This is a genomic window from Hyphomonas sp. UBA4505 (assembly GCF_002388685.1).
GTDB lineage: Bacteria > Pseudomonadota > Alphaproteobacteria > Caulobacterales > Hyphomonadaceae > Hyphomonas.
The window spans coordinates 1-12565 of record NZ_DGMZ01000007.1 but is presented as its reverse complement, the minus strand read 5'-3'; the positions used below and the strand labels follow the sequence as shown (position 1 = coordinate 12565).

General features: G+C 57.4%; 11 protein-coding genes and 1 pseudogene. 3 read left to right on the top strand and 9 right to left on the bottom strand.

The window, feature by feature from the left end:
* Nucleotides 1–4 precede the first annotated feature (4 nt).
* Genes pstB through pstC form a run of 3 tightly spaced genes read right to left on the bottom strand, consistent with a single transcriptional unit; the run spans nucleotide 5 to nucleotide 3811 of the window.
* On the bottom strand, nucleotides 5–835 hold the full coding sequence (gene pstB / locus B3527_RS04005) for a phosphate ABC transporter ATP-binding protein PstB (RefSeq protein WP_084333129.1): 831 nt from the start codon (nucleotides 833–835) through the stop codon (nucleotides 5–7).
* The gene (gene pstA, locus B3527_RS04000) at nucleotides 835–2403 is read right to left on the bottom strand and encodes a phosphate ABC transporter permease PstA (RefSeq protein WP_290478864.1); all 1569 of its coding nucleotides are present in this window, start codon (nucleotides 2401–2403) and stop codon (nucleotides 835–837) included. Before pstA ends, pstB begins: the two co-directional genes overlap by 1 nt.
* Entirely contained in the window at nucleotides 2396–3811 is a 1416-nt protein-coding gene (pstC, locus tag B3527_RS03995; RefSeq protein ID WP_290478865.1) for a phosphate ABC transporter permease subunit PstC, read from the bottom strand. The genes pstA and pstC overlap by 8 nt, the downstream gene beginning before the upstream one ends.
* A 129-nt stretch (nucleotides 3812–3940) precedes the next feature.
* On the opposite strand from pstC, the gene hslV reads away from it, so the two are divergent.
* Nucleotides 3941–4498: an ATP-dependent protease subunit HslV gene (gene hslV, locus B3527_RS03990; RefSeq protein WP_206990392.1), complete on the top strand. Its 558-nt coding sequence runs from the start codon at nucleotides 3941–3943 to the stop codon at nucleotides 4496–4498.
* 62 nt (nucleotides 4499–4560) lie between these two features.
* A complete protein-coding gene (hslU, locus tag B3527_RS03985; RefSeq protein WP_206990391.1) occupies nucleotides 4561–5865 on the top strand; it encodes an ATP-dependent protease ATPase subunit HslU in 1305 nt (434 codons plus the stop codon).
* Here the strand turns inward: hslU and B3527_RS03980 are convergent.
* The gene (locus B3527_RS03980) at nucleotides 5862–6665 is read right to left on the bottom strand and encodes an NUDIX hydrolase (RefSeq protein WP_290478866.1); all 804 of its coding nucleotides are present in this window, start codon (nucleotides 6663–6665) and stop codon (nucleotides 5862–5864) included. The two genes, hslU and B3527_RS03980, sit on opposite strands and share 4 nt — an antisense overlap.
* 122 nt (nucleotides 6666–6787) lie before the next feature.
* Between B3527_RS03980 and B3527_RS03975 the strand changes: the two genes are divergently transcribed.
* Nucleotides 6788–7465 carry an EAL domain-containing protein gene (locus tag B3527_RS03975; protein ID WP_206990389.1) on the top strand — a complete coding sequence of 226 codons (678 nt, stop codon included), beginning with the start codon at nucleotides 6788–6790 and terminating at the stop codon, nucleotides 7463–7465.
* Here B3527_RS03975 and B3527_RS03970 read toward each other — a convergent pair.
* The 5 genes and pseudogenes from B3527_RS03970 to B3527_RS03950 form a co-directional block, all read right to left on the bottom strand.
* Entirely contained in the window at nucleotides 7462–8622 is a 1161-nt protein-coding gene (locus B3527_RS03970) for a DUF2336 domain-containing protein (protein WP_034812736.1), read from the bottom strand. The genes B3527_RS03975 and B3527_RS03970 overlap by 4 nt on opposite strands.
* 141 nt (nucleotides 8623–8763) lie before the next feature.
* Complete coding sequence (gene tig / locus B3527_RS03965) at nucleotides 8764–10101, bottom strand: trigger factor (protein WP_034812882.1); 1338 nt, start codon at nucleotides 10099–10101, stop codon at nucleotides 8764–8766.
* Between the two features lie 336 nt (nucleotides 10102–10437).
* Nucleotides 10438–11352: a hypothetical protein gene (locus B3527_RS03960; protein WP_290478867.1), complete on the bottom strand. Its 915-nt coding sequence runs from the start codon at nucleotides 11350–11352 to the stop codon at nucleotides 10438–10440.
* A 12-nt stretch (nucleotides 11353–11364) separates the two neighbouring features.
* The gene (locus B3527_RS03955) at nucleotides 11365–12219 is read right to left on the bottom strand and encodes a CsgG/HfaB family protein (protein WP_290488445.1); all 855 of its coding nucleotides are present in this window, start codon (nucleotides 12217–12219) and stop codon (nucleotides 11365–11367) included.
* A 2-nt stretch (nucleotides 12220–12221) separates the two neighbouring features.
* Nucleotides 12222–12565 (bottom strand): annotated as a pseudogene (locus tag B3527_RS03950) (hypothetical protein); the annotation flags it as partial.

The following is a 12565-nucleotide window of genomic DNA, read 5'->3' as shown; positions in this document are numbered from 1 at the left end:
CTCCCTATCCGAACCGGCCGGTGATGTAGTCTTCAGTGCGCCGCTCACGCGGGCTGGTGAATATTTGGTCGGTGTCGCCCATCTCAACGAGGTGGCCAAGATGGAAGAAGGCCGTGCGTTGCGACACTCGCGCTGCCTGTTGCATGGAATGGGTCACGATTACAATGCAATAGCGCTTTCTGAGCTCGTCAATCAGTTCTTCGATCCGTGCCGTTGCAATCGGATCCAGCGAAGAACACGGCTCATCCATCAAAATAACCTCAGGTCGCACGGCGATTGCGCGGGCAATGCACAAGCGCTGCTGCTGCCCACCTGACAGGCTGGTGCCGGGCTGGGTGAGCCGGTCTTTAACTTCCTGCCACAGACCGGCGCGGCGCAGGCTTTTCTCGACGATGGCATCGAGTTCCTGCCGATCGTCTACGAGTCCATGGATGCGCGGCCCATAAGCGATGTTATCGTAAATGGATTTCGGAAACGGGTTGGGCTTCTGGAACACCATGCCGACACGCGACCGCAATAGCACCGGGTCCACATCTGGCGAATTGATGTTCTCACCATCCATGAAGATGTCGCCGGTCACCTTCGCTCCATCAATCGTATCATTCATACGGTTCAGGCAGCGCAGAAAGGTGGATTTTCCACACCCGGATGGGCCAATCAACGCTGTAACCGAACGGTCGAAAACTGGCAGCGACACATCGAACACGGCCTGTTTGCCGCTGTAAAAGACGTTGACGTCCTGACAATTGATTCGGGGATAAACCAGCGCCTGCGCCTGGTCAGCGCCTTCTCCGGTCAAAGCCGGATCGTGATCTGTCTGGGCCGTGGTATCCATTACCATCTCCGCTCGAATTTGCGTCGCAACATAACGACGATGACATTCATTGTAACAAGAAGCGCCAGAAGGATCACGATAACTGCAGCCGTCATCGGCTCCCAGGCGCGCTCCGCATTTGACGCCCAGCTATAGATCAGCACCGGTAGCGCAGTTGCCTCGTCGGTCGTCGAGGACGGCACTTCCGCAACAAATGCCACCATTCCAATCAGAAGCAATGGTGCTGTCTCCCCCAATGCGCGCGCCATTCCGAGGATTGCGCCGGTCAACATGCCCGGAAAGGCGAGCGGCAGAACATGGTGAAACACGGCCTGCATTCGCGACGCGCCAACAGCGAGCGCGCCACTTCGGATCGACGGGGGCACAGCCCTGAGGGCTGCGCGGGCAGAGATGATCACAACCGGCAGGATCAGCAAAGCCAGAACGAGACCGCCCACTAGAGGCGCCGATCGCGGCAAACCGAACGTGCCGAGCAACAAGGTTGCCCCCAACAGGCCAAAGACGATGGACGGCACCGCTGCCAGATTGTTGATGTTCACCTCAATCAGTTGAGTCAGCCGGTTCTTCGGCGCGAACTCCTCAAGGAATATGGCGGCAAAAATACCCATTGGGATGGCAACCATGCCAGTAACCAGCATCGTCAACAAAGATCCGACAATTGCCGCTAGAGATCCCGCAAGTTCCGGATATGTGCTGTCTGTGCTGGTCAAGAGGCTCGTATGGGGCACGCGCCGAATGATACCTTCCGATTTCAAGGCCAATGCCCATGCGATCTGCAAATCAGAAATCGTCCGGTTGCTTTCGGGAACGGCCACGATCAGACCCTTCAACGGCTTGCCTTGAAAGTCTGCGAGATCGCCAGCCAGTATCTCGAACCCGGCGGTCTGGTCTTGCAAATCTGTCAGACGCGCCACTGCGCTGTCGGCGATCACCAATACCGATGGCGCGCCTTGCTGCGATCCGAGCGCTGTGAGCGAGGAAAGAACGGACTCCAAGGCCGGATGCCTCAGGACCATTTCATCCGTACCCTGCCCCAGGCTGATTTGTGCGCCCTCACCGAGCCGGAACGGTATGCTGCGCGGCGACGACCGCTTCAGGAACAGGTCGACATCATCCGAAACGGGAACCTGGATCGAGACCGTCTGGTCAATCAATGTAGGATTTTTCGCCACCCGACGCGCGAGCGGCAAAACCGCCAGCCGGTCAATCAAGGCGCTGAAGTCCTTCCGTACTGCGGGAGTGTCTTCCAGGTTTGCGAATTTCGCAAAAAGGTCATCCCGCACCAGCGTGTAGAAGCCTTCGATATTTCGGGTGATTTCTTCTGGCGAGGCATTGCCATCGGGTACAATGCGGTCAGCCTCGAGCACGATATCAGTCTTCACCACATGATAGGTGACCGCGCTGCTCGCCTTCCAGGCAATCGCGCAGATCAAGAAAACCAAAGAGAAAAGTGCAAAGCCAAGGGCCACGAGCCCATACACCCGGAATCGCGTGTCCGCAGCGCGGCGGCGGCGCAGGTGCTTCAAGGCCTTTTCTGACCGAAGCGGTGTTTCCACGGGACTACTCATACTTCTCTCTGTATCGCTGGACGACCCGGAGGGCGATCAGGTTAAAGCCGAGTGTAACGACGAAGAGGACAAGTCCCAACGCAAAGGCTGACAGCGTCTTCGGACTGTCGAACTGCGTCTCCCCCGTCAGAAGTGCCACGATCTGGACCGTAATTGTCGTCAAATCCGTAGACGGATCGAAAGAAATGCGTGCCCGCTGACCTGCCGCCATAACAACAATCATGGTTTCGCCTATGGCTCGGGAAACGGCCAGCAGCATGGACGCGACAATACCCGGCAAGGCGGCCGGCAAGATGATCTGCTTGATCGTCTCCGACTTGGTTGCCCCCATAGCGAACGCAGCATCACGCAAAGTTTGCGGCACGGCATTGATCACGTCATCCGACAAGGATGACACAAATGGAATGACCATTACGCCCATGACCAATCCCGCCGCCAGCGCGCTTGTCGGTTGTGCTGCCAGCAAAGGTTCGGACGTGATGCCAATATTGATCAACAAGCTGTTGATCCCGAGTGCGGCCGCCCTCACGCCGGGCGCAATTACCAGAAGCGCAAAGAAACCATACACAACCGTCGGAATGCCAGCGAGCATCTCCAGCAACGGCTTCGTGTACCGCCGAACGCGCGGGGAGGCATATTCCGACAGGAATATGGCGGCGAACAACCCGATCGGGGCCGCCACCAGCATCGCGATCAATGCGATCATGAACGTGCCGAAGAAAAGTGGTAGTGCGCCGAATTCTGCGCTCGTCTGCGCGTTCCACCGCGTGCCAAACAGAAAGTCGGTTATCGGCACCTGAGCGAAAAAACGTATGCTTTCATAGAGAAGGGACGCAACGATACCGACTGTGGTGGCGATCGCGATGGCCGCGCACAGGAACAGGAATGCTTCTGCCCCACGCTCCACTTTGAGCCGGGCCCGAAAAGCTGGAGCGACCTGGCGACGCGCATAGGCGATACCTCCAATCGCAGCCAGAACCATCGCCCCCAGCGTAGCACCATTCAGACTGCCAGATAATTCAAGGTAGCGGTTCGTAACCGTCGCGAATATACGGTCTGCGCCAGTATAGCCGCCGGTCCGCGCCGCCGCTGAGACAGCTTCCAAATAGGATTGAAGCTCAGCCCTGGAAAATTGGCGGAAGCCCTCCGGCAACTCGCTGTCCAGCCACCCGAAGATGGCCGCGCGTGAAAACAGGATATAGGCCGACGCGATGAATAGCGTGGGCAGCAGGCCCCACATTGCCACATAATAGCCGTGATAGTTTCCACGTGAATGAAATTTGTGACGGCCCGACACCAAGTAACGCTCAGCGCGTATTCGCCCCACAGAAAATCCGGTCGTGACCACGAAGATTATCAGCGCGGTCAGCAACCATCCCATAGGTAGTTGGCCGAGCTGTTGCACCATTCAGGCGGTTCCCTTCCATCCGCGCCCAGATAGCCGGGCAAAGCTACACTTATATGACATATCTCTGTGGAAATTCATGTAACAGGTCCTCTCTTGAACAGACAGCACGGATCGGCCACATCATTCGTCATGACGCACGACACTGACAACGCCGCCATTTGGCATGGCACAACCATTCTCGCCGTCCGCAAGGGCCGAAAACTCGTCATGCTCAGCGATGGGCAGGTTTCGATGGGTCAGACCATCATGAAAGGCAACGCCCGCAAGGTCCGCCGAATCGCTGGCGGAGACATTCTCGCAGGATTTGCCGGCGCAACTGCGGACGCTTTCACCCTGTTTGAGAGACTTGAAGCCAAATTGGAGCGCCACCCTGGCCAGCTCCAACGCGCTGCCGTTGAACTTGCCAAGGATTGGCGGACCGAGAAATATCTTCAAAAACTCGAAGCCTTGCTGATCGTGGCCGACAAGGAATCGACACTGGTCATCACAGGCGCCGGTGATGTGTTGGAACCTGAACACAATGTCGTTGCTGTCGGGTCTGGCGGCAATTACGCCCTGGCCGCGGCCCGCGGCCTTTACGACTATGAGGACGACTCCGAAGAGATCGGCCGCAAAGCAATGCAGATTGCTGCCGACATCTGCGTCTACACCAATAGCCATTTCACGCTGGAAACGCTGGACCTCTAGGTTCCCGCATTTCGCGCCTTGTTTCACGCTGGCCGAGCGCCAGACCCAGTTCGGAAGTCCTGATGAAAGACCTTACTCCCCGCGAAATTGTCGCAGAACTTGACCGCCACATCGTTGGGCAGACTGGCGCGAAGCGCGCAGTTGCCATAGCACTCCGCAATCGCTGGCGCCGGAAACAGGCACCCGACTCGATCCGATCTGAGATCACGCCGAAGAATATCCTGATGATCGGACCCACGGGCGTTGGCAAAACTGAAGTGTCTCGTCGTCTTGCCCGACTTGCCAATGCGCCTTTCCTGAAAGTTGAAGCCACAAAGTTCACGGAAGTCGGCTATGTCGGGCGTGATGTGGAACAGATCATCCGCGATCTGGTGGAGTCATCGGTTTCGATGATCCGCGAACAAAAACGAGAGGGCGTAACGGCGCAGGCGCGAGATGCAGCCGAAGAACGTCTACTCGATGCGCTGGTCGGCGAAGAGGCCCAGTCCTCCACACGCGAAGTCTTTCGCACCAAACTCCGCGCCGGAGAACTCGACGACAAGCCGGTCGATCTCGACATCGCTGAAACCAACAGCCCGATGCAAATGATGGATATTCCTGGCCAAGGTGGCTCCATGGGCATGATCAATCTCTCCGACATGCTGGGTAAAGCCATGGGCGGGCGCACGAAGCGTGTGCGAACGACGGTCAAGGAAGCCTACCAACCGTTGATCGAGGAAGAAGCTGATCGGCTGCTGGACGAAGACGCGATTGTTCGGGAAGCCGTTCATGCGGTCGAAGAAGATGGTATCGTTTTCCTGGATGAGATCGACAAAGTTGCCGCCAAACAAGGCCGTGGCGGCGCTGATGTCAGCCGCGAAGGCGTTCAACGCGACCTCTTGCCCCTAATCGAAGGCACGACCGTCAGCACCAAGCGTGGCGCCATCAAGACCGACCATATACTCTTTATTGCTTCCGGCGCGTTTCACGTTTCGAAACCGTCTGACCTCCTGCCCGAACTGCAGGGGCGCCTCCCCATCCGCGTCGAACTCGACGCTCTGACACGGGATGATTTACGTCGTATTCTGGTAGAGCCCGAAGCCAGCCTGATCCGCCAGTATCAAGCCCTGATGGAAGCTGAAGGCGTCACACTGGAATTCGAAGACGCTGCCATCGACCGCCTTGCCGATCTTGCCGAGGCCGTGAACAGCAGCGTGGAAAATATCGGCGCCCGTCGCCTGCAAACAGTCCTGGAGCGCCTGCTGGACGAAATCAGCTTCGAGGCGCCCGACAAGTCAGGCGAGACCATCACGATCACGCCCGACTATGTGAATGAGCGTGTCGAGAGCCTGGCTGGAGATGCCGACCTCTCGAAATTCATTCTCTAGACGTTTACGCGGGACAGCAGCTCAACGGTCTGGCCGTACCCCTCCACGTCTGGAATGATCAGACACGGCTCGCCTTCGGGTGTCTCTGACTGCTGCGGTTTGACGGTTATAACGGTTTCGCGGCCAAATCGCTCGACCGCATCGGCCACAGAACTGGCCGTTGCGAACTTTTTCAAATTCATCCGGGTGGGGAAGATGATAATAGCCTCACCGGCCTCCTCTGCATCCAGTGCGGCTTGCGCCCCAATCCACACAGAGTCCGTTGTCTCGCGGCCATCATGGGCGGCAATCTGATCTGGCGGTGCAGGCGCAACATAGAAATGCGTATCAAAGCGCTTGGGCATCATGTCGGGTGTGATCCAGTGCCCAAAGTAAACGAGACTATCGAGCGCGAGCACGAGATCATTGTCGCGTATCAGCTCCAGAAAGCTCTGCTCGCCCCGGTCTACAGCTGACCGGAATGCATCCAGTTTTTCCGCCATGTCAGGGCCAACCAGCGGCTGATTGGTACCACGCTGCGCGCGCGGGCGCGCCAGCAGCAGGCCCGACTCCTCATAAGCTTCGCGCACCGCCGCGATACGCGCGTCCTGCTGCACCGGCCCGAAATCGCCATCGGTGTAGGGATCCCAATCCGCGCTTGCATCTTCCGCATTTGCCTTGCCACCTGGGAAGACGAGCGCGCCCGCAGCAAAGTCGATCTGATAGTGGCGTTTCACCATCAGAACTTCGGGAATGTTTGCTCCATCTCGAACGATGAGCACTGTGGCCGAGAGTCTTGGTGCGTTGGGCTGCGTTGTCATTTTCTTATGGTCCCGTATTTTTCTGTCAAATTTCCTCAAAATCCCAACGGATTTCTGCGCGTGATCTTCAATCCTCTCCCTTAGGTAAGGCAATAGGCACGGTCAGAAAGACGGGAAGAGTGATGCGGGAATTGCTTCAAACGAAAGTTGTCGCCCACAGTGGACAGAAGGTCCATCTCCGCTTCCAGCCTGTCATGCATGTGCTCGACGGTACCTCGTTTGGTACGGTCTGCGAGATGTCCAAGCGGTATGAAGAGAAGGCCGCCTTCGGCCCGGCCGCTTCCCAGTCAGCAACAGGCCCAGCCAAATGGCTTGCTGATCGTCTTCTCGAAGTCGCCAGCGCGGCGCATACATTTGACAATCGGATGCGCCCAATCATTGTGCCGGCCCCGGCAGCAGCGCTTGGGGATGACAACACAGCTGTAGGCTGTGATGCCGCGATCCGCCGAACGACCCTCTGCCAACAAGAAATCAGTCTCGAATTCCAGGATTCTGTCTTCGCCGATGGGCGCACGGAGGCGATCCACAGCGTGGCAAGTCTCCGCAAGCGCGGCTTTCGCGTATCAATCGATATGCGTAAATCGTGGCAGACCCAATTGCGCGATGGCCTCGGTCTGATGATCGATAGTATCCGAGTGGATGCCCGAGAACTGCAAATCAATGAAGAGCTGATGGATCTGTGCGAATTTGCCAGCGCCGCCGGTATTCTCGTCATCGCCGACAAGGCGAATTGGCGTGATGGAGCGTTTTTCGACAGTCTGGGTGTCCAGGCGGGCGTCCGAATGCGCACCGACTGCTAGGCGACATCTACCGTACCGCTGGCTTCGTCCATCGCCGCCATTTCCGAATAATAGTCCAGTTTCTCAAGCAGATAGTCGAGGTCTTCCTTCGGGATGGCCTGGAACTGGGTCAATACACGTTCGATCATGCGCGCGCGGAATCGGGCCCGATCATTTGGCCCACCGTCATGCGTTGTCTCATGGAAAACATTCACAGCGGCCCGGAACGCGGGCAGCATTTTCCGGGGCATACCGGCTCTATCGAATACAGCCTGTAGCCCCAACGGCCCCGCATCATGGATCATCAACCAAACGCGCTGGTGGCCCACACCAGACAATTCCGCCAGCGAATGCTCAACGAACGGCATCTGGCCACAGCAGAGCGCCCGCATAATCAGTGAATGCGTCAACCGTCCATTCAGGTGCAGTTGCGAGACGAAACGCGGTAAATCATAAGTTCGCCCCGCCTGCTCTACCAGATCAATCGTTGCCCGCTCACGCGATGCCGAGGCGAGGTCGATCGCCATTTGTGCCGGAAGCTCGTGGCGATTGACCAGCAGGTCAAACAACTGGCCAGAAACCAGCGAAACCATCTTTTCGGCGATATGGGTGGGGATGTATTCGCGACTGATAAAGCCCTTTTGCACATCCTCATCAGACCCAAACCGGCGGATCGAGTTTTCATAAGCGGCGTCCGTAAACTCCGCCCCCTCATTTGCGGACAACATCCGCACGGCCTCAACCGTTCCATGCTCGGAAATCACGTCTGTCAGTGTCGTCGACAGGGTTTCACGATTGGCAATTGCGGCCTGCTTCGCCGCGGTGACGGACAGGACAAGTTCAATCAGATCCTCTTCGGTAAACACCGGCGAGTCCTGCAGTACGGGAATGGCTACAGCCTCGATATCCTGCGCCAGCTTCAAGGCGATCTCTCGTGGCAAAATCGGCGAGTTTCGTAACGTGACAGACAAGGTGCGCCGCACCAGATCCGCCGCATCATCCGCGAGTATTCCCATGATTTCCTGTGCATATTCGCGCTCGGAATCACTCAGCACATCCAGAGCGATCCGGCGACACAACCGATGGGCAACCGATGCCCGATCTTCGGGTGTTTCACCCTTGATCAGTCTGTGGATGTCCTGTTCGTTCAGTTGTGGGCGAATACTCTGGACGCTCATCTTCTGATGCCTCTTATTTTCGATTCGATACAAACTCGCGGTATGCGGTTAACATCCGGTTTACCTATTGGGGTTCGCCACATGAAAAAAGCCAGCCCCTGCGGACTGGCTTTCATCAGATTTCGTCTACTGGCGTGAAGACTACTCGTCTTCTTCCTTGAACAGGTCTTCGCGGGACACCGTTTCCTCGGTGATTTCAGCGACTTCCAGAATATGGTCGACGACCTTGTCTTCGTAGATCGGTGCGCGCAGCTGGGCCATCGCGCCAGGATTGTTGCGGAAGAATTCCACCACCTGCGTTTCCTGACCTGGATACTGGCGTGCTTCGCGGACCAGAGCCTGGTTCACTTCCTGCTCGGAAATGCGAACGTCGGCCACGCGGCCGATCTCGGCGAGGACCAGACCGAGGCGCACGCGACGCTCTGCGATCTTGCGATACTCTTCCTTGAGTTCGTCTTCCGACTTGTCCTTGTCTTCGTCAGCGGTGCGGCCCGCATCCATTTCCGACTGCAGTTGCTGCCAGATCTGATTGAACTCCTGCTCCACCATGTTTGGCGGCAGGTCGAAGCTGTGAGCCTCATCCAGCTGGTCAAGCAGGTTACGCTTCGCTTTGGCGCGGGACGCACCGTCATGCTCAGCTTTCAACTGGTCTTTCACAAGGCCGGTCAGCTGCTCAAGGCTTTCCAGACCGAGGCCCTTGGCGAATTCGTCGTCGAGTTCAGCCGTTTTTGGCGCGCGAACTTCGTGCACTTTCACTTCGAAGACAGCTTCCTTGCCGGCAAGGTCAGCGGCGCCGTACTCTTCCGGGAACGTTACGGTCACGTCTTTTTCGTCACCCGCCTTCACGCCGACCAGTTGGTCTTCGAAGCCCGGGATGAACTGGCCGGAACCAATGACCAGTGTCTGCTGCTCGGCGCTACCACCTTCAAAGGCTTCGCCATCGATCTTGCCCACGAAATCCATGACGACTGCGTCGCCTTCCTTGGCTTTCGCCGTCTTGGCGCGCGGTTCATACTGTGTGTTCTGTTCGGCGATACGGCCAAGCGCTTCGTCGATCTGTTCCTGAGCGACGTCCGCGACGGGGCGCGTGATGGTTAGCTTGGTCACATCGGCCGGCTCGAATTCCGGCATCACATCGACATTCATGTTGTAGGACAGGTCGGCTTGGCCCTTGACCACAGCTTCCATGTCGCCGTCGATCTGGACGTCTGGCTGGCCAGCCGGGCGCAGCTCATTGTCTTCAAGCGCCTTCTGGTTGGTCTCGGTGACCAGCTTGTTGATCAGCTCGCCCATCAGGTCCTGGCCGTACAGCTTGCGGACATGGGATGCGGGCACTTTGCCCGGACGGAAGCCCTTGAGCTTCATTTGCGGCCGGATTTCTTCAATCCGCTCGTCGAGTTTGGCCTGCAGTTCCGAGGCCGGCACTTTAACGGCGAACGTGCGGCTAAGACCTTCTGCCTTGGTCTGGGTAACTTCCATCGGTTCAATCATCCGTATCTTGGGTCACGGGCGCAAGAAATGCGCGCGGGCGCCCTGTGAATCCTGTCTGAAGGGGCGGCTTATGTCATAGCCGAAAGCCCCTGTCCACGTTGGACTATAAGCGTATTACAGCACTTTCGGTCGCCTCCTGACCAGAAAGCCCAATTCGAACAGATTCAGAGCCACAGAGAGGCCCCGGAACCGCCCGCGAGCAATGGAAAAAGGCCCGTGCGCACAGGACGAACGGGCCTTGGACCAAAGAGCACTTTATCTATCAATGAGGGCGCCGAACTTGCATTCGGGGGACTGACGGCAGTCCGGCGCCCCCTTCCACACCTACTGAACGGAGATGTTCACCGAGTTGCCGATGGATGCAGCGGTGGCTGCGGCCTCGGCACCATGGGACACCTGGGCAGCAAGTGCAGAAATCTGATGGCCAGAATTCGCCTGTCTGACGCGAGTCAGGGCGTTGCCCACCACATCAGAGTTCAGGCTGGTGAGCGATGCGGAATTGCCGATCGCAGCTGCGGTGGCTGTTCCGTCAGCAAAGCCAACCAAACGACCGTTCAATTCGGCGACCATCGTACCGGAATTGTACTGCTGCGCAGTCATGCTGCCGCTTCCCGGGATCTCAACGGATAGCGAGTTGCCGATCGACGCCGCTGTTGCGGTGACTTCAGTTATCTCACTGATCGTCGCATTCATCTGAGTGGTCATGTATCCGCTGTTCGATTGCGTTGAGCGGCTTGCGAGTGTGCTGGCTTCTGAAGTGACCGATGCAGTATTGCCGATGGCAGCTGCCGTCGCTGTTGCGATACCGGAATTCTCGATGTTCACATTGGCATTGGCATAGGCTGCACCTGAATTGCCTTGGTTGACCGATGAGACGGCGTCGGCAACCGAGTCGATCGAATAGGAATTGCCGATTGTCGCAGCCGTGCCGGTGACTTCACCCATCGCACCGCTGAGAAGGTTGAGAGTGGCACTCTGATTGCCGCTGTTGACCTGACGCGTTGCGTAGTCAACTGCGTTGGCGGCGGCATCGGACACGTCACCAAGAGCTGAATCACCCAGCACGTCCAAATCGGCATCAACCAAACTGTCGCCACCAATGTCGACAGAGGCATCGACGACGTCTCCAATGCCGAGATCGACATCGACTGGACCTCTGCCATTATTGTTGCCGCGGTCGGCGACCGCCTGTCCGCACAGAATGAGGGCGGAAGCGAAGAAAAGAGCAGACCGTTTCATGAATATTCTCCTTTAATGATTAGTCTGATGAAAGGCAGGCACGTCCGACATGACGAACTCTGCTTGAGAGCAGGCTTGCGCGGACGGGCCGGCGATACCTGAGACGAGGTCGAAAACTGCGCTTTCGACAATCGTTCGAATTGCGGTGTGAACCGGCTCCTGAGCGCGCTCGCCCATGCCAATGTCGATGGTTGTGTCCCCAATGAATTCGAACACACCCGCGCGAATTTCGCGCCCGCGAATTATTTTCCGTTGGCTGACCAGATTTACCACGCTCAAATCAGTGGCATTGACCAGACGGAGGTCCAGGGCGACAGTCATTGCATAGTGGCGTTCACCACCTACAACAGGCCCTATACGTGCTTCGCGAACATCGCTGTGCACATTGAAATTCAGTTCCGTGATACCGCCGAGCAGGATGTAGTCGCTGCCGGCAATCGAACCTGTGAATACTTTGCGGTAGTCTTCGGTTGGTTCGCCAGCTTCACTGATCAACCGATTGTTTGCGAACTCCAGCTCCTGCTCGGCGACCGCCGTATCCAGACGTTCAGCCAGTGGAAAACCAGCCTGGCTCACTGCCGACATCACCATCAGAGAAGCGCCCTGCGTGGCCACTGCGCCTTCGAAAGTTGAAAATCTTCCGGTCATGTCGCGAATGTCGCCCACGGCAATCCGTGGTTTCTCCGCTGGTGTGCTCCACTTCATGCAGCTCAGCTGGCCCGAATACGCAGTGGAGCTATCTTCCACGATCGCGCCCGTCGACAAGTAGTCTGGATCGGAGACGATTCCTTCCATCGACGTGCAAGCCGTGGAGACGATCAGACCTGCGCCGATCAGAAACGTGCGAAATGCTTTTCGATAGGTCATGATCAGTCACTCCCACTCGTTGGAAGGTGAGCGACGATTGCGGTCTGGTTCCCCGTGCTGATTTGGGAGGCATCCACCATCACGGTGTTGTTGTTGCCTTCAATATCCACACTGATCATGTTGCCGATTGCGGTAGCACTACCGCCAGTTGTTGTACCTGACCATGACGGCATCATCGCACGCGTGCTCCCGAAGGAACCGTTGGTAGCTGAGGATCTGGACCCCCCGCCGGCGACGATGACGCGATTGGCCTGGGCATCGCGGCTGAAGCCTAGCGGCGTATCTGACCATCCGCCGGCTTCCATGCTTATCTGAGCCGAAGCCGGGATAGCAGACACAAGCGATG